The organism is Ottowia beijingensis, assembly GCF_013423955.1.
GTDB classification, from domain to species: Bacteria; Pseudomonadota; Gammaproteobacteria; order Burkholderiales; family Burkholderiaceae_C; genus Ottowia; species Ottowia beijingensis.
Genome location: NZ_JACCKX010000001.1, coordinates 447,610 through 467,834, shown reverse-complemented (window position 1 = coordinate 467,834; position 20,225 = coordinate 447,610). Strand labels below are relative to the sequence as shown.

The following is a 20,225-nucleotide window of genomic DNA, read 5'->3' as shown; positions in this document are numbered from 1 at the left end:
TAATTTCGAGATGTTCTCCTGAACTCCACCGCTTTCCGGCGTTAAGGTGACTGCTTGTCCATATTGATTCATGTGGACTCCAGGGCCGTAGGCATTCGGTACGATGGTTGGTTGTTTTCTCGGGTTTCCGCTGACTCTTGGTATGGATATGGTTGTTTCACCTTCTTTGGAATGAGATTCTGGCGACCCAAGATATCGCCAGCCAATGCCGACTACTCTGCCGTCTCTCAGGATGACAGGGGTCATTCCTTGTTCCCGGCTCTTATTTCCAACTTTTTCAGTGTAGTAATAGAAAACCTCGTACTCTATTCCATTGTGATCACGAATAAGTTCTCTTTATAAGGGTTGGTAATGGTGCCATCAATTCCGCTGACAGAATTGGTTCCCATAATCTGCATGACTTGTGGGCGAGTCATGCCTCTTTCGATTTGAATAATATTCGATCGATTTTTATCCCGGAACGATGGGTAGCTGGAGCAGCCTGTCAAGATGATCGCTGAGAGCGCGATAAAAAATCCGGTTCATGTAACTTCCCAAGTTGATAAATAGCCTCAGTCGTTGCTGAGGGCGATCGGCTGTGATGAGTGGTTGGGCAGCGTCACCCCACCGGATACGTCCCCGCCCGAAAAATCCCCTTGTCCACATTCCCGATCTGCGTATGCCCGCAGAAGGCCATGGTGGTGTCGAGTTCCTTGTGGATGATCTGCAGCGCCTTGGTCACGCCGGCTTCGCCCGCGGCGCCCAGACCCCACAGAAAGGCGCGGCCGATGTAGGTGCCGCGTGCGCCCAGCGCCCAGGCCTTGAGCACGTCCTGGCCGCTGCGGATGCCGCTGTCCATGTGCACTTCGATCTGCTTGCCCACGGCATCGACGATGGCCGGCAGGGCGGCGATGGCCGACGGCGCGCCGTCGAGCTGGCGGCCGCCGTGGTTGCTGACGATGAGCGCATCGGCGCCGCTGTCCACGGCCAGGCGCGCGTCCTCCGGCTCCATGATGCCCTTGATGATGATCTTGCCGCCCCAGCGCCGCTTGATCCATTCCACGTCGCCCCAGTTCAGGCGCGGGTCGAACTGGTCGGCCGTCCAGGCGCCGAGGTTGCTCATGTCGGTAACGCCTTTCACGTGGCCGTGGATGTTGCCGAACTTGCGGCGCGGCGTGGCCAGCATGCCGGCTACCCAACGCGGCTTGGTGGCCAGGTTGATGAGGTTGGCGATGGTCGGTTTGGGCGGGGTGGAGAGGCCGTTCTTGATGTCCTTGTGCCGCTGTCCCAGGATCTGCAGATCCAGCGTGATGACCAGCGCGCCGCAGCCGGCGGCCTTGGCGCGGTCGATCAGGCGCTCGATGAAGTCGCGGTCGCGCATCACGTAGAGCTGGAACCAGAAGCCTTTGCCCGCGTGCTCGGCCACGTCCTCGATGGAGCAGATGCTCATGGTCGAGAGGGTGAAGGGCACGCCGAACTGGCGGGCCGCGCGGGCGGCGGCAATCTCGCCGTCGGCGTGCTGCATGCCGGTCAGGCCGGTGGGTGCCAGCGCCACGGGCATCGTCACCGGCTCGCCGATCATGGTGGTGGCGGTGCTGCGGCCTTCCATGTTGATGGCGACGCGCTGCTTGAACAGGATGCTCTGGAAGTCGCTCTGGTTGGCGCGGTAGGTGCTCTCGGTCCAGCTGCCGCTGTCGGCGTAGTCGTAGAACATGCGCGGCACGCGGCGCTTGGCCAGCACGCGCAGGTCTTCAATGCAGGTGATCTTGCTCAGGTCGGTCATCGTTTGTAACTCCTCGAGATGAGAATCGTAGCCGACAGCCGGCAGAATGCAGCCCGCAGGCATTTCGCGCGGTTTATGGACAGTCTCTGGCAATTCGTGACGCAGTACGGCTACTGGGCAGTGGTGCTCGGCGGCCTGGTGGAGGGGAAACCCTGCTCATCCTGGCCGGCTTTGCGGCGCGCCTGGGCCATCTGGATTTGCCGGCCGTGATGGCGGTGGAGCCTTCATGGGCGCGTTCAGCGACATCCTGCTGTTCAGCCTGGGGCGCTGGCGTGGCAAGCAGGTGCTGGCGCGCTGGCCGAAGGTGCTGCGCTACCGGCGCCGCTTCAACCGGCTGCTGGCGCGCTGGGGCATGCTGGTGGTGATCGGCATGCGCTTCATGTACGGCATGCGCTGGGCCGGGCCGATTCTGGTGGGCATGTCGAGCATGCCGTGGCCGCGCTTTCTGCTGTTCAACCTGATCGGCGCCGCGTTGTGGGGCTTTCTGGCCGCCGGCGCGGGCTGGATGTTCGGCGCCGCGGCGCAGGCCCTGCTGCAGGATGCGCACGAGGTGCAGGGCTGGTGCTGGGCGCACTGGTGGTGCTGGCGCTGGGCTTTGCCGGCTGGCGCGGCTGGCGTGCGCGGCAACGCCTGGCGCAGGATCGGGCACGCGCGGGTGCAGGGCAGTCGTCCGGGGCCTGACCGGGCATCTCGAAAACACGTGATCGCCAAGAAGTCCCAGATGACGCGCGGACTGCATCCGCTGTGTGGGAGCGGGCTTGCCCGCGATGCGGCGCCTCGTCGCAACCCACGCCTGATCGCGGGCAAGCCCGCTCCCACGACACTGGCTGAGACTTGTTGCTGATCAAGCAAAAACAATAGCTGTCAGCGCTTGTCCATAAAGGGTTTCAAGCTATTTATGCTTGAAAACAATGCAGGGCAAGCGCCGGCAGCTATCAATTCAATACTGCGGCCCGTGCAACCACTCACTTGCGGCTGACCTCGCGCAGCGTCACGAACTCTTCCGCGCTGGTGGGGTGGATGCCGATGGTGGCGTCGAACTGCGCCTTGGTGGCGCCGCACTTCAGCGCCACGGCAAAGCCCTGCACGATCTCGCCCGCGTCGGCGCCCACCATGTGCAGGCCCACCACGCGGTCGCTGGCCGTATCGACGATCAGCTTGACCAGGGTGCGCTCGCCGCGGCCCGACAGCGTGCTTGAGCGGCTTGAAGTCGCTGCGGAACACCTGGATGTCGCTGAACCGCTCGCGCGCCTGCGCCTCGGTAAGGCCCACGGTGCCGATGGGCGGGTGCGTGAACACGGCGGTGGGGATGTTGTCGTAATCCATGGTGCGCGCGACTTTGCCGGGCGCGGTGCCGAACAGGTGGTCGACCAGCGCCATGGCCTCGGCCAGCGCCACCGGCGTCAGCTCCATGCCACCGGTCACGTCGCCCAGCGCGAAGATGCCGGGCACGCTGGTGGCGAAGTGCTCGTCCACCACGATGCTGCCGTTGTCGGCCTGCTGCACGCCCACGTCGGACAGGCCCAGGCCATCCGCGTTGGGGCGGCGGCCAGTGGCGTACAGCACCACGTCGGCGTCGAGCACGCTGCCGTTGGCCAGCACCACGCGGCGGGTGTCGCCAGTGCCGGCCTCGATGCGCGCCACGTCACAGCCCACGCGCACGTCCACGCCGGCCTTGCGCAGCTCGTCGGCCGCAAAGGCACGCACCTCGTCGTCGAAGCCGCGCAGGATCTGCTCGCCGCGGTACAGCAGCGTGGTCTGCGCGCCCAGGCCGTGGAAGATGCTGGCCATCTCGCAGCCGATGTAGCCGCCGCCCACCACCACCAGACGCTGCGGGAACACGGGCAGGTCGAACATGTCGTCGGAGGTGACGGCCAGCTCGCGCCCTTCGATGGCGGGCACGAAGGGCGTGCCGCCGGTGGCGATGAGGATGTGGCGCGCCGTGTGGCGCGTGGCCTGGCCGTCGTCGCCCGTCACCTCGACGGTGTGCGCATCGACGATGCGGCCGTGCCCCTGCAGGCGTTGCACGCCGGCGTTCACCATCAGGCCTTCGTAGATGCCGTTCAGGCGCGTGATCTCCTTGGCGCGGTTGGTCTTCAGCACCTGCCAGTCGAGGGCCGGCGCGTGCGCCATCTGCCAGCCGTAGCCGCGCGCCTCCTCGAACGCCTCGGCATAGTGCGCGCCGTAGCTGTAGAGCTTCTTGGGGATGCAGCCGACGTTGACGCAGGTGCCGCCCATGCGCCCGCTTTCGGCCATGCCCACGCGCACGCCGCGCGTGGCCGCCATGCGCGCCGCGCGCACGCCGCCCGAGCCGCCGCCGATGACGAAGAGGTCGAAGTCGTGGGAGGAAGGGTTCATCTTTCAAATCCGGTTGGGCGATGCAGCATCAATCCATCGAGGCTGCGGTGGGCGCGCACGCAGCGCAAATGCACTTGACTTCCACGGCCTGGGTCGCGAAGTCACGCTGCGTGACCATGGCCAGCAGCGGCTTCAGGGCGTCGGCGTCGTGCACCTCCTCGACGCGTCCGCAGCGGGTGCAGATCAGCAGCAGGGTGGGGTGGTCGTGTTCTGCGTGGTCGCACACCACGAAGGTGTTGGTGGCATCGACCTTGTGCACCAGATGGTGCTCTTGCAGAAAGTCAAGCGCGCGGTAGACGGTGGTGGGCGCGATGCGGCCGTGGCGCGCCTGCATGTCGCCTTGCAGATCGTAGGCCTTGGCCTGGCCGCCGCGGCGCAGCAGCAACTCCAGCACTTCGGCGCGCTGGGGCGTGAGCTGCGCGCCGCGTGCCGCGCAATGCTCGGTGGCGGAGGCCAGCCGCTGCTCCACGGCGGCCTTGGCTCGACGGGCGGGAGAGGCAGGCGCTGAATCGGCGGGACACATGCCTCATTATCGGCCGCTCGTCGGTGTTGCCCGTCCGCCCGCGACGATGGCTGCCGCGCCGCAGCCGATCAGCGCCAGCACCACCGCCGGGCCGCTCGGCCAGTCGCCGTGCCACGACAGCAGCAGCCCCAGCACATAGCCCGCCAGCCCGACGGCGAAGGCGGCCCGTGCGGGCGTGCGCGGCCAGCGCTGCGCCACCAGCGCGGGCACGATCAGCGTGGTGAACACCAGATACAGCCCCAGCAGCGGCAGGCTCAGGCTGACCAGCAGCGCAAAGCTGCCGTAAAGGCCCAGCCGCTGGCCAGCAGCGCCGGCCGCCACGCCAGCGCCAGCAAGAAGACCGCGGTGGCCAGCGCCAGCGGCAGCAGCCGCGGCCAGCTGGCCCACAGCACATCGCCCGACAGCAGGCCGTGCAGCTTCTGCGCGCCGTGCGGGTCGGCGCTGACCAGCAGCACCGCCAGCGACGCCGCGCCGACGTAGAGCAGGCCGATCAGCGCCTCTTGCCGCTCGGGCCAGGCACGGCCGAGCCACGCCACCAGCGCCGCGCCCAGCAGCGCGGCCACGGCGGCAGCCACGGGCAGCAGCGCACCCGGCGCGTCGTGCAGCAGATGCTGGCCGGCCAGCACGCCCAGGCCCGCCACCTGCGCGATGGCCAGGTCGATGAACACGATGCCGCGCCGCAGCACCTGACGGCCCAATGGCACGTGGCTGGCCAGCGCCAGCAGGCCGGCGGCCAGCGGCGGCAGCAGCAGGGCCAGCTCGTTCATCGCGGGTTCGTGGTCTTGAGCAGCGCGGCGATCAGCGAGTCCATCCAGCCGTCCAGCGTGGCGCTGGCGCCGTCGTCGGTCACGGTGCTGGGCAGCGCCAGCAGCGTGGTCTTGCCTTCGCCCAGCTGACGCACCAGCCATTGCGCCGGCTGCTGGTCCTGGTACAGCGTGTGGACTACGGCCACCGGCGGTGCGGCCTGCACGCGGGTCAACACCGCCTGCAGGTGCGAAGGCGTGGGCGGCACGCCGGGCTTGGGTTCCATGTCGGCCACCTGCTGAATGCCCAGCCACTGCCACAGGTAGGCAAAGGTGGCGTGCTGGCAGACCACGCGCTGGCCCTTCAGGGCGCGGCGCGCTGCTGCCATTGGGCGGTCTTCTGCTGCCAGTCGGCTTGCCAGGCGGCATGGCGGCTGGCGTAGGCGGCGGCCTGCGGTGGGTCGATCTGGGCCAGCCGCAGGGCCAGCGCCTGGGCCACGCCGGCCATGCGCGCGGGGTCGAGCTGGAAGTGCGGGTTGCCCTCGGGGTGCACGTCGCCCTCGTTGAAGCCCACGCTGGCGCGCTTGTCGATCAGCTCGACCTGGTCGGCAGCGTAGAACATGCCGGGCGCGCCATCGCGCACCGCGCCATTGCCGGCGCGCTGCTGCAGCATCGGCAGCCAGCCCACTTCGAGCGAAGCGCCGGTGCACACCGCCAGCTGCGCGCGCCGCAGCGCGGCGATCAGCGCCGGCCGCGCTTCGATGTGGTGCGGGTCTTGCCGCGCGTGGGTGGCGCTGGTCACCTGCGCCTGCGGCGCCAGCGCCTTGACCAGCGCCGCCCATTCGGGTTCGCAGGCGAACACGTGCAGGCCCTGGCCTTGGGCGGACGCGGCGAAAGGCAGCAGCGCCGCGCATGCGGTCAAAGCCAGGCGCTTCCAATTGAATAGCTGCTTGCGCAGTGTGCACGCCATTTTCAAGCAGAAAGTATCTGAAAATAACGTGTGCCGGTCGCAGGCAGCTATTTTTTTGAAGTCACCGCGCGGCGGCGAAGTTCAGAACGAATGTGCACCATGGGCTCCAAAACTGATCACGTATTGCAGGTACACGGCCTTCTTGGCCTCGAAGCCGCGCGCGCCGTTCTGGTGGCTGTATTGCAGGCGCAGCGCCTGCTGATGCGAGGGCTTCCAGGCCACCATCAGGCTGTGCTCGCGCAGGCGGCCGGCGTGAAAGTGGTCGCCATGCGGCAGGTTGGCGCTCAGCCAGTCGGTGCGCACGCCGGCTTCCCACTCGGGGTGGAAGCGGTACACCGCGGCCAGATAACCCGCCGTGTTGCGGGCGCCACGCGCGGCGTGCTCGCCCAGCCCGGTCTGGCGCGCGAATTCGAACGCCAGGCGCAGCTGCCGCGCGCGGTTGTTGCCATCGGGCGCCCATTTCCACACGCCATCAATCATCCACAGGTGCTTGCCGGCGAACTGCGCGCCGTGCGCATGGCCCTCGTGGCTGTGGTCGTGGCCGGGCGCCATGCCGTCCCCGTGATCGTCGTCATGGTGCGCGTAGGCCGCGCGCCGGTTGCCCAGGTACGACAGGCCCAGCTGCCAGCTGCGCTCGCGCCCGACGTCGCCGCCGACCTTGGTCGACAGCGTCCACACGCCGGGTCGCGGCTTGCGCTCGACTTCGCGCGTGAGCTGCTTGCCGCTGAAGACCTCGATGCCGGTGCGCCAGTAGAAATCGGTCGGCGCCGTCCAGTTCAGGCGCAGGCCGTCGTCGAAGTAGTGCCCGCCCAGAAAACCGCGGTACAGCAGCGGCCGCGTGGCGAAGTCGTCGGCGTGCGGGTGCTGCTCGTTCAGGTAGCCCACTTGCGACATGAAGCGCCCGCCGCGCAGCTGCAGGCCGGCCGGCAGCGCGGTGGTGCCGACCCAGACTTCCTCGAAGTGCTTCTCGACCTTCTTGTCGCGGCTGTGCGCGGCGGCGGTGATGCGGCCTTCGAGCCACGGGCCGAGCGGCGAGGACAGCGTCAGCTCGGCGCCACCCAGGTGCAGGCCCTTGTCGCGGTCGCCCAGGGCCAGTTCCTGGCTGCCGTAGCCGACGTCGAGCACGACGCCGAGCGAAGGTGCGAACCAACTGGAGGAGGTTGTGGCCGCGGGTATGGCCGCAGCGTCCGCGGTCTTCGCGGGCGGCGGCGCGGACGCGGCGGGCGGGTGCCTCCGCCGTCTGGGCATGGACAGGCAGCGGGCCGAGGGCGGTCAAGGCCGCCAGCGTGGCGGCGGCGCGCAGGGCGAAGCGGGGAGCGTGGTTCATGGTGCGGCAATGCCCAGCCAGGCCTGGCCGTTGGGGCTGAAGTCGAGACCGATGCGCTGCGTGACGGCGATGTTCTGGCTGTCGATCACGGCGATCTGCTTGGCGGCGACGTCGGTGACGTCGGTGACGTCGGTGACGAACAGCGTATCGCGCGCGCGGCTGCTGAGAAGCGTCGGGAAGGGTGCCGCGGTCGGCATCTGGGCGACCACCGGCAAGGTCTTGGCAACGCGCCACTGCGCCTGCGCGTCGAGCCAGTGGGTGACGCCGGTGTCGTCGAGCAGCACGAAGTGGCGGCCGGTGCGGTCGAACGCGTGCGCGCGCCGCGTGCGGCCTTCCGCCCAGGTGATGGGCGTGATGGCGCTGCGCGCGGGGTCGATCTCGAACACATGGCCCGGCGCGGCCAGCCCGATGAAGCGCACCTCTTTCGGGTGGCCGGCTATGGTGCCGATGCGCACGCCAGCCGGCAGCGCCGGCGGGTTGGCGATCTTGCTGGCCGTGAAGGCGCTGCCGTTCTGCTGGATGACGAGCACGCCGTCCGAGCAGCCGAACGCGCTGTAGCTGGCGTTGGAGTAGCTGCCGTGCAGATCGGGGCACGGTACGTCGAAGCGCTGGGTCATCGTCCAGCCACCGGCGCCGCGCTGGTACAGATCGACCGCGTTGGGCAGCGTGCCCGGTGCGTCGTCGGTGCGCGCGCTGACCAGCATGAAGCCGCTGCCGCGCGGTTCGGCCGTGCCGTGCACGGCGGCGGGCAGGGTGAAGCTGCTGTCGGGCACGACCCTGGCCAGGCTGGCCTCGGTCAGCACCTGCACGGCGGCCGGGCGCTGAGCGTCGGCCACGCCATCCATGAACAGGGCGGCCGTGCCGTCCTTGACCTCGTAATGCGTGGGGCGCGGGCCGCTCAAGGCGCCCGTCAGCAGCCGGGGCTCTGCGCGGTAATCGTGCAGGTGGTCGCCGTGGTCTTCCTGCCACAGGCCGCCATCGATGACCTGGGCCTGGTCCTGCAGACGCTGCACGGCCAGCGCATAGCGCCCGCCCGGGCTGGCGACGATGTCAGAGGGCGCGTTGGCCACTTTCAGGCTGTGCGTCACCGCCGCCTTGTCCAGGTCGAGCAGGCGCACCGTGGGCTGGCCCGCTTCGGTCAGTGCCAGAAGACCGGCGGAATCGATGCGCTCGGGGTGTGGCCACCGCCGCCGTCATCGCCGCCGCCGCAGGCCGCCAGGGCCAGCAGGGCGGTCAGCGCAATGGGGTGCAGGGCGCGGCGATGAAAGGCGAATCGGTCCATGGGGAGGCTCCTGGGAATGGTGTTCAAAACTCGGAACCCAAGAATGTAATGAAATAACATAACTTCATCAAATCCAGATGAAATCTGGGCGATTCGGGCAAACGCTCAAGGGCTGGAGGGCAGCGGAATGGAACTGTGGTGCGAGCCCCGTGCCTTCGGCGTGCTGCCGCGCGCCGCGATCACGCCAAGGGGTGATCGCATGGCGCGCGCGCCGTGTTCGGTGGCCGGGCCGGCCCGCGACGACAACCTGGGCTTCAGCGCACCGACCGGGCGGTGCCTTGGCGCACCGCCGCGCCGCGCACCTCGATGCGGCGCTCGTCCTGCACGCGGCCGGCGGCGTCGCGCAGCTGCACCACGTGGCGGCCGGGCCAGGGCAGCCACTGGGACTGCGGGCCGCGGCCGACTTCGCGCGCGCCGATCCACCAGCGCAGGCTGGCCGGCGCGGCGTCGCCGGCGTCGGCCAGCAGGGTCAGGCGCTGGCGGGCGGGCGGGATGTCGGGGTCGAGGGCGAGGATGATGCCGTCCTGCGGGGCGGTGATGCGGGGGCACGGCGGGATCATCTTCGGATTTCAAGCCTTTTGGCCGCCAGCGCTTGCTGGGCGGGCGCTGGCAGCTTCTGAATCGATAGCGAACAGGGCGTGCTGGGTGCCGGGCAGGAACCACTCGTCGCGCGCTGCTTCAAGCTGGTCGCCAAATCGCACGCGCTGGCGCAGCACGCCGGGCGGCGGCGCGGGCGGGCGCGATGGGGTGCGCGCGTGCAGGTGGCGCATCAGCGCGGCCCACACCGGCGCGGCGCCGCTGGTGCCGCTGACGTCCCACATCGCGGCGCCGCTGGCGTTGCCGAGCCACACGCCAATGGTGTAGCGCTCGGAAAAACCCACGGCCCAGTTGTCGCGCATGTCCTTGCTGGTGCCGGTCTTCACCGCCGTCCAGAAGCGGGTGGACAGGATGGAATCGGTGCCGAAGGTGCGGGCGCGGGCGTTGGGGTCGGCCAGTATGTCGGTGACGATGAAGGCGGCGGCGGGGTCGAGGGCAGGGCGGCAGCCGCTTTCACGCCCTCTCCCGCTGGCGGGAGAGGGTGGCGCGGCTTCCTGGCCACCGCCCCGCCCCTCACCCCAGCCCTCTCCCCAGAGGGGCGAGGGAGCAGGGCCGGGGTTGAAGACGCGCCTCGCACCACTGTCCCCGGTTCGCCAGCGCGCGGTAGGCGTTGGTCAACTGCAGCAGGTTCACCTCGGCGCTGCCCAGCGCCAGGCTGTAGCCGTAGTAGCCGCCGCCTTCCTTCAGCACGATGCCCAGCGCGCCCAGCTGGCGCGCGAACGGCTCGGGCGAGACCATGACCAGCGTGCGCACCGCCGGCACGTTGAGCGAGGCGGCCAGCGCGGTGCGCGCCGACACCCAGCCCTTGAACTGGCGGTCGTAGTTCTGCGGGATGTACAGGCCGCTGGCCGTCTGCAGGTGCGCGGGCGAATCGTGCAGCAGCGAGGCGGCCGTCAGGCGCCGCTCGGCGATGGCCTGCGCGTACAGGAAGGGCTTGAGCGTGCTGCCGGGCTGGCGCGGCGCGGTCACGCCGTCGACCTCGGCGGCGCGGCTCAACTCGCCCGTGGAGCCGACCCAGGCCAGCACCTCGCCGCTGGCGTTGTCGAGCACGACGACGGCACCGTCCTCGACGTTGCGGCCGTGCAGCTCGCGGATGTGCTGCTGCAGCGTCTGCTGCGCCAGGCGCTGCAGGCCGGCGTCCAGCGTGCTGGGCAGGGTGGCGGGCGCGTCGCCCCCTGCGCCGCGGCCATCCGGCGCGCCACGTGGGGCGCGATGCCCTCGCTGGCGGCGAAGGCGCGGCGCGCCAGCGCCACGGCGGTCTGCATGTCGAGCGCCACGCAGTCGGTGGCAGCCCGGGGCCGCGCATGGCCTTCAGCACGCCGCAGGCGCGCTGCGCCACCAGCGCGGGGCGGGCGTTGGGCGCGCGCACCAGGGCGGCGGCAATGGCGGCCTCGGTGTCCTGCAGGCCGTGCGGCGCCTTGGCGAACAGGGTGCGCGACAGCGCGTCGATGCCCACCAGCTCGCCGCGGAAGGGCACCAGGTTCAGGTAGGCCTCGAGGATCTGGCTTTTCTGCCAACCGGCCTCGAGCCGCGTGGCCATCACCGCCTGGCCGATCTTCTGGCGCAGGGTGCGCCCGCCGGTGCCCAGCGCCAGGTCGTCGTCCAGCAGGCCGGCCAGCTGCATGGTCAGCGTGCTGGCGCCGCGCGTGCGCTGGTTCCACAGGTTGGCCCAGGCGGCGCTGCTGACGGCGCGCCAGTCGACGCCGCTGTGTTCGTAAAAGCGCTTGTCCTCTGACAGCACCAGCGCCTGGCGCAGCGCGGGCGAGATGCCCTGCAGCGCCACCCACTGGCCGCGGCGCACGCGGGCATCGGTGCGCAGGCGGTGGATGGGCTGGCCGGCGCGGTCGAGCAGCACGGTCTCGGACGGGTGGAAGTCGGCCCGCACCGCGTCGAAGCCGGGGATGGCTTGCGCCTGCGCGGCCGCCGCCAGCAGCAGCGTGCCGCACAGCCAGCGCAAGCCCTTCCACACCATGCCCCGCATTGTGACAGCGGCCGTGGGCCCGCCGGTGGCAGCGCGCACCGCACCGCCGCAACCCGGGGCTGACGCCGCGCGGACTTCTGGGCAATAATCCACAAAACAAACGGTTACAGACAGGGCGGGCGAACACGATGTGGCGCTGGTTCAGCAGAAAACAGGTGGTGGCACCGGGCGCGCCACGGGTTGGCGAGACCGCCGCCGAGGCCGAAACCGGCTTCGACACCCTGGCCGAGCCGCTGGTGTGGGCGCCCACCGCGCCCATGCCCGCGCCGCCGCTGCGCGACGAGGTGGCCAGCCTGCGCGCCTCCGAGCTGCGCCGCCTGGCCGCGCTGCAGGCGCGCGGCGATGCCGCCTACCAGTACGTGGTCGACACCGCCACGCGCATCTGCCAGGTGCCGCTGGCGGCCATTGCGCTGCTGGACGGCGACACCCTGTGGTTCAAGGCCTGCGCCGGCTTCAATGTCGAGACCACGCCCGCGGCGCGCTCGCCGTGCCGGCTGGTGATCGACCAGGGCCCGGAGGTCACGGTGCTGGACGAGGTGGGCAGCGACGCGCGCTTTGCGGGCTACCCGGTGTTCGCGGCGCTGCCGGGCCTGCGGTTCTACGCCGGCGCGCCGCTGATCACATCGCAAGGGGTGGCGGTGGGCACGGTGAGCGTGGCCGATTACGAACCGCGCGAGCTGTCGCCGGTGCAGCTGCGCACGCTGGAGCTGCTGGCGCGGCAGACCGCGCTGCTGCTGGAGGCGCGGGCGCGCCACCGTTGATACCGTTTCGCGTGCCAAGCGTTGGCTTCTGACGGATGACGCCATGACTTCGCCGCTGCGCGGCGTGATGACGAAATGACGAAATGACGTCAGTGATGTGCGGAATGCCTCGCACCTGGCTGGCGTCATGGCGGTGCAGCCGCCGTCATCGAAGCGCAGCGAGGTCGTTTCGTCATCGCAGCGGGCGCTGCCGTCAGTGCACGCTTTCAGTAAATCATGGGAGTATAGGTCTCCAGCGCTTGTCTGTCGGGCGCTACAGGCTTGCATGGTGGGGAGTATGAAGCCCGTGGCGCAGGCGGCCGGCATCAGCGCACGGTCACCCGCGCATTCGGTGCCTCGCCAAACATCTCCGGCGCGTACAGCGCCTCCACCCGGCTCGGCGGCAGTTGGAAGCTGCCGGCGTTGTTCAGCCGCAGCGTGTATTCGACCTTGACCGTGCCCTTGGGCAGGTGTTCGTAATAGGCGCGGAAGGCCTCGAAGCTGCGCTCCTCGAAGATCGGCAGGGTGGTGCGGCCCAGCTTCTCGCCCAACGTGGCGATGGCCGAATCGCGCCCCAGGCCGCTGCCGAGGATGGTGGCGCCGGTGGGCACGGGATCGGTCACGGCCACCCAGGTCATGTCGCTGGCGGCGGTGATGTCGAGCGTCACGCGCAGGATGTCGCCGCGGCTGTACTGGCCGGCGGGCAGCTTCCTGTCGGCCTGCTCGACGGGGGTGATGGTCTTTTTGATCTGGTAGCCGGCGGCGAAGGGCGCCTTCAGCTCGACGGCGGCCAGCGACTGCACCGTCAGCCAGGGCTTGCCGCTGCCTTCGTGGGTCACGCTCAGCGTCGCCGGGCCGGCACCCCAGGGCAGCAGCAGCGTGTTGTTGGTCAGCATGCCCGGTGCGGCCGGCGCACCGAAGGCGCTGGCGGCGTGCGTGGCGCCCTGCGGGTCGCTGGCCTTCAGGCGCGTGACCTTGGCCCAGTCCACCGCGTTGCTGGCCGCGCCCAGCCGGGCCAGGGTGAAGCCGGCCACGGGCGTGCTTTCGTGCGCCTTCGAGAACTGCTCCAGCGCCAGCCCGCCCCACAGGTTGGCGGTGGTGGTGGCCCAGGCGCCGTGCTGCTGGCGGCCGATGAAGCCGGCCACCAGGCGGCCCAGGTCGTCCTTCCAGGCCGGGTCGTTCATCACCGTCAGCAGCAGGCGTGCGGCGTTCACGTCGCCGCCGGCCATCAGCCACCACCAGTGGTCGTCGGCCTCGGTGCTGAAGGCCAGGCGCGTGCCCTGCGCGGACAGCCGTGCGCGCAGGATTTGCTCTGCTTGTGATAGCTGCTCGCGCTGATTGGGTATGCCCTGCAGCCGTTTCAGCACGTTGATCCAGTCGATCACCGCGCTGGTCGGCCACTGGTTGGGGGCGATGGTCAGGCTGCTCAGCATGGCTGGCCGGGCTGCGCCGTGGCGCGACAGCGCCTCGATGGCGGCGAGCTTGCGCACGTCCAGGTCTTCGCGCGGCGACCAGTGGCGGCGCTCGATGCGGCCTTCGACAAAGGCCGTCAGGCCGGCAATCATCTGCGCGCGCATGGCATCGGGCAGGGTGAAGGCCTTGCGCAGCTGGCCGGCCTCGTGCGTGGCGGCCAGCAGCCAGGCCGTCAGGCTGTCGCTGCCGCGCGCGGCGTCGGCGCCCTGCGGCGGGAAGTAGTAGGCCAGGCCGTCGCTGTCCAGATAGGCCGGCAGGCGCGCCACGGTCTGTTGCCACAGCTGCTCGTCGCGCAGGCCGATGGACTTGCTCACCGTCTGCTCCAGGCAGCTGTAGGGGTAGCGCGCGAACCAGTCGCGCACGCCGGGCAGGCCCTCGGCCAGCCGGGGCTGCAGCGCAATCTGCAGGCCGCCGCGCTTGTCGCCCGAGGCGGGCAGGGCATCGGCCGGGGCGCCACGGCCAGCGTGTAGGGCTGGTCCAGCTGCACCAGCGTGGCCTGCTGCACCTTCAGCGGCACGGCCGGGATGATGCGCTGGCTCACCTTCAGCGCATCGCGCGCGCCGCTGGCGGTGTCATGCGCCTCGATCTCCCACATCAGCGCCTCGGCGCGGGTGTGCGCCAGCTGCGGCGGGGCAGTGACGTCCCAGTGCGCCTCGCGCGCCTCGCCGGCGGGAATGTCGAGCGTCTGGGGCTTCAGTTCCAGCAGGGTGGCGCGCGGCGTCAGTGCCACCTTCATCGGCTTCTGGGTGGTGTTGCGCAGCGTGAGCATGGCGCGGAACTGGTCGCCCTCGCGCACCAGCGGCGGCAGGCCGCTGATGATCTGCAAATCCTGCGTGGCGCGGATGGCCGTCTGCCCGGTGCCGAACAGGCCCGTGCCCATGTCGGCCACGCCCACGATCTGGAAGGTGGTGAGCGCGTCGTTCAGCGGCACCTCGATCCTGGCCTGGCCCTGCGCATCCAGCTGCACGCGCGGATTCCACAGCAGCAGCGTGTCGAGCAGCTCGCGCGTGGGGCTGCCACGGCCGCCGTCGCCGCCGGTGGGCACGGCCTTGCGGCCGTAGTGGCGGCGGCCGACGATCTCCATCTGCGCGGTCGACGTTTCCACGCCCCAGGCGCGGCGCTGCAGCATGGCGTCCAGCAGCTTCCAGCTGCCGTTGGGCATCAGCTCCAGCAGCGCCTGGTCGACGGCGGCCAGCGCCACCTCGGCATTGGCGGCGGGCTGGCCGTCGGGGCGCTTGACGGCGATGGTGACCTGCGCCTTGCCACGCACCGGGTAGCTCTCCTTGTCGGCCTTCACATCCACCGCCAGCGCGTGCGCCTGGCTGGCGATGCGGATCTCGGCCATGCCGAGGCGGAAGGCAGGCTTGCTCAAGTCCACCAGCGGCGTGGCGGCCACGTAGTCCTTGCTGTCTTCCCGGAAAGCGCGCCACCATTCGCGCGGCGCCTTGTAGCCCCAGGTGAAGAAGCTGTACCACGGCACCTCGCGCAGGCGCCCGCGCAGGGCCAGCACGCTGACGTAGGCGTTGGGGCCCCAGGCTTCGTCCACTTTGAGCGCAATCGTCGGATCGTCGCCGCGCAGTTCCACCACCTGCGTGTGCACGATGCCCTCGCGCTCCACCGCCACCAGCGCCGTGGCGTAGCGGAAGGGCATGCGCACCTGGAACTTCGCCGTCTCGCCGGGCTGGTAGAGCTTCTTTTCGGCCAGCACGTCCATGCGGTCATGGTTCTCGCCGCCAAACCACAGCTCGCCCTGCCTGGTCACCCACACCGAGCCGGCGGCCTGCACCTGGCGGGCCTGCGCATCGCGCGCGGTCACGATCAGTTCGATCTCGCCGGGCTGCGTCAGCTTCACGTCGCAGCTGACCATGCCGCGCGCGTCGCTGGTGCCGGTGCACACGGTGCCCAGGTCGCGCGTTTCGGTGCGGTTGTCGTAGGTGTAGAAGCCGCCCACCATGCGCTTGCGGCTGGTGGTGGTGATGCGGGCGACGGCCTTCACGTCCAGCGGCACGCCGGCCTGCGGCTGGCCGGTCAGGTTCAGCGCCAGGGCCTGCAGCTTCACGGACTGGCTGGCCGAGACCCAGCCCTCGGTCTTGATGCCGGGGATGACGCCCGCCGGCCACAGCGTGGTGGTGCCGCGCAGGGTCTGGATTTCGCCGTTCGGGTCGGCAAAGCTGGTCTCGATCAGCAGGTCCTGCGGGCGCGGCGACGGCTTCAGGTCGGCAATCGTCAGCTTGGCGGTGCCGTTCTTGTCCAGCGTGGCGGCCAGCTTGTCGGCCACCACGCGCTGGTCCTGGGTGGACGTGGCTTCTTCCTCGCCGCTGTCGCCGCCCTGGCGCGCACCGCGCGGCGCGGCAAAGCTGAAGTCCTCGTAGTCGGCAAAGCGCAGCCACTTCTCGCGCGTGAGCGCCGACACGCGCACCGGCAGGCCACTGGCCGGCCCGCCCGACACGTAGTTCACCTGCACCTGCACTGGCACGCTGGTGGCGCCTATCAGGGCCTCCTTGCCTTCAGGGCCGACCTGGCCCTGCAGCACCGGCAGGCGGAATTCCTCCACGCGGAACTGGCCCGATTCGTAGAAGCGTTGGCCTTCATCGCCCGACGGCTCGGCCCCGTGCAGCGCCACCTGGTACACGCCCAGCCGCGCCGAGGGTGGAATGGCAAAGCTGGATTCGGCGCTGCGTCCGCCGGTGGCGGTGTTGCGCCAGTGCAAGGGCTGGGTGTATTCCTGCCCGCTGCCCACGTGGGTGATGACCAGCGTGTCCGGGTTGGCCTGGGGCAGGCCGAAGCCGCTGCCGGTCTCGGTGCGCAGCAGGTGCTTCATCGACACCGTTTCGCCGGCGCGCAGCAGCGTGCGGTCGAACACGGTGTGGGCGCGCGTGTCGGGCTGCGACTCCAGGTTGGTGGGCACGTTGAAGCGCCAGGGCTCGATGCCCTTCTGCCACGACGTCCAGGTGAAGGCCAGGTCGGCCACGCCGTTGTTCTGCGCCCGCGCGCTGACGAAGTAGGCCTGCTGCGTGTCGCTGTAGAAGCTGTCGTCCTCGCAGCGCGGCGCCTGCGGCGAAACGCCCTTGAAGCGGGCGATGCCCTGCGCGTCGGTGGTGGCGTGGGCCACTTCCTTGCCGCGGCAGTCCGACACGCGCACCGTGGCGCCGGCCACCGGCTGGCCCTTGTCGAGCGTGGTGACCCAGGCCAGGGCGTTCTCGCGCCCCAGCTTGAAGTGCACACCCAGGTTGGTGACCAGCGCCGAGGTGCGCACCACCATGCTGCGGCTGGCGCCGTACTGGGCGTCGAGCAGCGACTGGCCGAGCCGTGGTGACGCCAGTTCCAGCACATGAAAGCCGGGCGTGAGCGGAATGCCGACCACCTCGAACGGCCGCTCGGCCGCGCCGCCGCCCTGGTTGGGCGGGGGCGGCAGGTCGATGGTCTTCACGCCTTGCTGGCCGCCCAGCAGCGAGATGGTGCGCGACTCGACCATGTCCTTCGTCTGCTCGTTCACCGGCGGCAGCAGCTTCTGGCGCACGTCCTTGGCGGCCTGCGTGCGCGGCACCATCCACTCGTCATAGCGCTGCACGCGGTGGAACCAGGCAATGATCTCGGCGTCGCTCTGCGGCTGCAGCTGGCTGATCTGCGCCTTCAGGTTCGGCTCGACATAGCGCAGCGTGACGGGCAGCAGCGCCGGCCCGTCCGGGCCCTCGGCAAAGCGCTCGACGATGCCGAAGGGCGCGGCGGCGAACTTGGCCAGCGGCGGCATCGGCCCGGTGGCCACCTTCAGCGGAAAGCTGGCGGCGTTGGCCAGCGGGCGGCCGCTGGCGTCCTTCAAATCGGGCGGCAGGCTGAGCGTGAAGCCGCTGCGCTCGGGCAGGGGCGCCGGGAACGCCACGTGCTCCAGCAGCGCGTCGGCCTCCAGGCCGTCCTCGATCACCGGCGCATGCTCGGCGCGGTCCGAGCGCAGGCGCATCTGCTCCGCCAGTCGGCGCGGCACCGGGGCGCTGAACTGGAGCGTGATCGGGCGGATCGGCATGCAGGCGGCCTGGGCGTTCTCGCGCTCGCAGCCCATGCTGGCGGTGAAGGGCTCGCGCACGGTGAAGGCAAAGCGCCGCTCCACGTTGTTCAGCACGCCGCTGGGCGTGGCCACACCCTTGCCGAACACCACCTGCACGCGGCTGGCGGGCGTCAGGCGCCGGTTGCAGCTGAAGGTGGCAAAGCGCTGCGGCGCCTGCGCGGCCTCCCGGTCCAGATGCAGGGCCTTGAGCAGCGCCGCCCGCGCCTCGCCGTCGAGCGGCTGGATCGGCACGCGCTCGCCCAGGCCGTCGACGGCGCACCACACGCTGGCCTGCAGGCTCTGGGGCGTGGCCGCGCCGTTGAGCTGCAGCACGAAGGCCTGTTCCTCCTCGATGGGCTGCGACGTGTCGGGCCGGATGTGCTGCACGAACGGGCCGCCGGTATGAAATTGATAGCTGCTGGCGCCCGTCAGCAGCTCGCCAGTGGCCGATTTGAATCCCGAAACCGGGTCGATGCGGCAGCGTACGCCGGGCGGCAGGTCGGCGGCGAAGTCGTACACCCACTCGCGCGCGCTGGTCCAGCGGCCCTCACCGCGCGAGGCGGCGGCATCGTCGCACGACACAGTGAGCGGCGCCGGCGCCCGCGGGTCGCCGAAGTGGATGGCGTTGGCGCTGAAGCGGGCCGTGATCTGCCGCACCTGCGCCACCTCGCCCTGCGGGCTGAGCGCGGTGATGGTGAGGGCCTGGGCGCTGGCGGCGGCGGCGCCGGCCAGCCAGACGAGGGAGCGGAGAACCCGCCGCAGGCGGCGCGGTGCGGAAACGGTGAAAGGCATGGGCGATCCGGTCGGCGGCGCCGTGTGGCGCCAAAGTGGGTGGATAGCGTAGCAGCCCGCTGCGTCAGGCCGCTTGACGCGCGTCGTGGCAGCTGGCTGTAAGACTTATCGTTACAATTTCGCGAAATTGGCGCGCCGCGGCCCCGGCCGCAGCCAGCGCCGCAGCACAGGAGGGAACCCCATGAGCACCACCGCGCCCCCAGGCCAGGCGCGCCGCGGCGCGCCCAGCGGGCCGACGCCGTTCTGGCTGCGGCTCAACAGCTTCTTCGCCTTTCCGTTCCAGCGCGAGCCGCTCACCTACGGGCTGCTGCTGTCGCTCAGCGGCCTGCTTATCGGCCTGTTCATGAAGCTGGAGCTGTGGCTGGCGATTCTGGTGGTCGTCATCGGCTTCATGCTGGCCGTCAGCCGCTACGCCTTCAAGGTGATGGCGCTGGCCTCGCAGGGCTGCTGCGCACCGCCGATTACCCGCGCCACGACGACCCGGACTGGAAGCCGCTGCCCTGGAAGCTGTTCGCCCTGCTGCTGGTGCAGGGCATGGTGCTGGGCTTCGTGGGGCGGCGCAGCCCCGGGCTGTACCTGCTGCTGAACGTGCTGGTGTCGCTGGCGCTGCCGGCGGCCATCATGGTGCTGGTGCAGTCGCACAGCTTCCGCCAGGCCATCAACCCGCTGATGCAGCTGACCACCATCACCGCCATCGGCGCGCCGTACCTGCTGCTGTGCCTGTTCCTGTTCCTGCTCAGCATGGGCGCGCCCATGGTGCTGGGCATGCTGCTGCCGGCGCTGGGCGTGTGGCTGGCGCTGCCGGTGCTGCTGCTGGTGCTGGCCTACTTCAGCTGGGTGATGGCGGCGCTGATGGGCTACGTGATGTACCAGAACCACGCCGCGCTGGGCATCGACCTGCTGCCCGGCGGCGGCGAGGACGCCCCCGCCACCGGCCCCGCCGCGCTGTCGCCCGAGAAGCTGGCCGAGCGCCAGCTGGACGCCGAGGTGGGCCAGATGATTGCCGACGGCGACCTGCAAGGCGCGCTGGCCACCGCGCGCGAGGCCGTGCGCACCCAGCCCGAGGCCGTGGCCGTGCACCGCCGCTACCACAAGGCGCTGCTGCTGTCCGACCAGACGGCCACGCTGGCCGACCACGGCCGCCGCATGATCGCGCTGCTGCTGGCGCGCGGCGACCGCGCCGAGGCTCTGCGCGCCTGGAGCGCCTGCCGCGCCAGGGCGCCCGACTTCGCGCTGGAGGAGGCCGGCCACACGCTGGCGCTGGCGCAGGCGGCGTGGAAGGGCGGCGACGCGCGCACCGCGCTGGAGCTGCTCAAGGGCTTCGACAAGCGCTACCGCGGCCACGCCAGCGTGCCCGATGCCTACGAGCTGATCGTGCGCGTGCTGGTGCAGGGCCTGGGCAAGCCCGAGCCGGCGCGCGCCGTGCTGACGGCGCTGCAGCAGCGCTACCCCGATAGCCCGCAGACGCGCGAGGCCGAGTGGCTGCTGCGCGCGCCGGGTTGAGGGTGCTTTTTTCGATAGCTGCTTGCGCCCGTTATCCGGGCATTTCAGATTGATTTGCCTCTGAAATCATTCAATGACGGGCGCAAGAAGCTATTGATAACGTAGTGGCCGAGCGAGACCCGCCACCGCGCC

General features: G+C 70.1%; 11 protein-coding genes and 4 pseudogenes. 4 read left to right on the top strand and 11 right to left on the bottom strand.

All coding sequences use genetic code 11. The features are described from left to right. Window positions 1-598: 598 nt before the first annotated feature. A complete protein-coding gene (locus H0I39_RS02385) occupies window positions 599-1,762 on the bottom strand; it encodes an alpha-hydroxy acid oxidase (protein ID WP_180549446.1) in 1,164 nt (387 codons plus the stop codon). 226 nt (window positions 1,763-1,988) lie between these two features. Between H0I39_RS02385 and H0I39_RS02380 the strand changes: the two genes are divergently transcribed. Further along, a complete protein-coding gene (locus H0I39_RS02380) occupies window positions 1,989-2,606 on the top strand; it encodes a DedA family protein (RefSeq protein ID WP_180549445.1) in 618 nt (205 codons plus the stop codon). A 121-nt stretch (window positions 2,607-2,727) separates the two neighbouring features. On the opposite strand, the pseudogene gorA reads toward H0I39_RS02380, so the two are convergent. From gorA to pbpC, 9 genes and pseudogenes are all read right to left on the bottom strand, one after another. Further along, window positions 2,728-4,120, bottom strand: a pseudogene (gene gorA / locus H0I39_RS02375) (glutathione-disulfide reductase). A 28-nt stretch (window positions 4,121-4,148) separates the two neighbouring features. Beyond that, the gene (locus H0I39_RS02370; protein WP_180549444.1) at window positions 4,149-4,589 is read right to left on the bottom strand and encodes a Fur family transcriptional regulator; all 441 of its coding nucleotides are present in this window, start codon (window positions 4,587-4,589) and stop codon (window positions 4,149-4,151) included. A gap of 60 nt (window positions 4,590-4,649) precedes the next feature. Then, window positions 4,650-4,964, bottom strand: coding sequence for a metal ABC transporter permease (locus H0I39_RS21420; RefSeq protein WP_308645743.1), 315 nt, complete (start codon window positions 4,962-4,964; stop codon window positions 4,650-4,652). Continuing rightward, the gene (locus tag H0I39_RS02365; RefSeq protein ID WP_257645574.1) at window positions 4,898-5,410 is read right to left on the bottom strand and encodes a metal ABC transporter permease; all 513 of its coding nucleotides are present in this window, start codon (window positions 5,408-5,410) and stop codon (window positions 4,898-4,900) included. Before H0I39_RS02365 ends, H0I39_RS21420 begins: the two co-directional genes overlap by 67 nt. Then, window positions 5,407-6,356 (bottom strand): annotated as a pseudogene (locus tag H0I39_RS23860) (metal ABC transporter substrate-binding protein). Before H0I39_RS23860 ends, H0I39_RS02365 begins: the two are co-directional and overlap by 4 nt. An 81-nt stretch (window positions 6,357-6,437) precedes the next feature. Then, window positions 6,438-7,481 (bottom strand): TonB-dependent receptor, encoded by a 1,044-nt coding sequence (locus H0I39_RS02355; protein ID WP_180549443.1) that lies wholly within the window; start codon window positions 7,479-7,481, stop codon window positions 6,438-6,440. A gap of 198 nt (window positions 7,482-7,679) precedes the next feature. Beyond that, window positions 7,680-8,801, bottom strand: a complete 1,122-nt coding sequence (locus H0I39_RS02350; RefSeq protein WP_180549442.1) for a hypothetical protein — start codon at window positions 8,799-8,801, stop codon at window positions 7,680-7,682. Window positions 8,802-8,821: 20 nt separating this feature from the next. Beyond that, on the bottom strand, window positions 8,822-8,965 hold the full coding sequence (locus tag H0I39_RS02345) for a hypothetical protein (RefSeq protein ID WP_180549441.1): 144 nt from the start codon (window positions 8,963-8,965) through the stop codon (window positions 8,822-8,824). Between the two features lie 254 nt (window positions 8,966-9,219). Next, a pseudogene (pbpC, locus tag H0I39_RS21405) lies at window positions 9,220-11,534 on the bottom strand (penicillin-binding protein 1C). Between the two features lie 164 nt (window positions 11,535-11,698). On the opposite strand from pbpC, the gene H0I39_RS02330 reads away from it, so the two are divergent. Beyond that, window positions 11,699-12,304: a GAF domain-containing protein gene (locus H0I39_RS02330; RefSeq protein ID WP_180549440.1), complete on the top strand. Its 606-nt coding sequence runs from the start codon at window positions 11,699-11,701 to the stop codon at window positions 12,302-12,304. Between the two features lie 305 nt (window positions 12,305-12,609). Here the strand turns inward: H0I39_RS02330 and H0I39_RS02325 are convergent. Continuing rightward, window positions 12,610-18,590: pseudogene (locus tag H0I39_RS02325) on the bottom strand (alpha-2-macroglobulin family protein). 181 nt (window positions 18,591-18,771) lie between these two features. On the opposite strand from H0I39_RS02325, the gene H0I39_RS21400 reads away from it, so the two are divergent. Both H0I39_RS21400 and H0I39_RS02320 read left to right on the top strand, forming a co-directional pair. Further along, a complete protein-coding gene (locus tag H0I39_RS21400; protein WP_257645571.1) occupies window positions 18,772-19,176 on the top strand; it encodes a hypothetical protein in 405 nt (134 codons plus the stop codon). Beyond that, window positions 19,125-20,093 (top strand): tetratricopeptide repeat protein, encoded by a 969-nt coding sequence (locus tag H0I39_RS02320; RefSeq protein ID WP_257645570.1) that lies wholly within the window; start codon window positions 19,125-19,127, stop codon window positions 20,091-20,093. The genes H0I39_RS21400 and H0I39_RS02320 overlap by 52 nt, the downstream gene beginning before the upstream one ends. Window positions 20,094-20,225 lie beyond the last annotated feature (132 nt).

What these genes read in the sequence shown, in the direction of transcription:
- H0I39_RS21400 (WP_257645571.1), top strand. Translation starts at nt 18,772, where the DNA reads ATGAGCACCACCGCGCCCCCAGGCCAGGCGCGCCGCGGCGCGCCCAGC.
- H0I39_RS02320 (WP_257645570.1), top strand. Translation starts at nt 19,125, where the DNA reads ATGGTGCTGGGCTTCGTGGGGCGGCGCAGCCCCGGGCTGTACCTGCTG.
- H0I39_RS02365 (WP_257645574.1), bottom strand. Translation starts at nt 5,410, where the DNA reads ATGAACGAGCTGGCCCTGCTGCTGCCGCCGCTGGCCGCCGGCCTGCTG.
- H0I39_RS02380 (WP_180549445.1), top strand. Translation starts at nt 1,989, where the DNA reads ATGGGCGCGTTCAGCGACATCCTGCTGTTCAGCCTGGGGCGCTGGCGT.
- H0I39_RS02385 (WP_180549446.1), bottom strand. Translation starts at nt 1,762, where the DNA reads ATGACCGACCTGAGCAAGATCACCTGCATTGAAGACCTGCGCGTGCTG.
- H0I39_RS02345 (WP_180549441.1), bottom strand. Translation starts at nt 8,965, where the DNA reads ATGGACCGATTCGCCTTTCATCGCCGCGCCCTGCACCCCATTGCGCTG.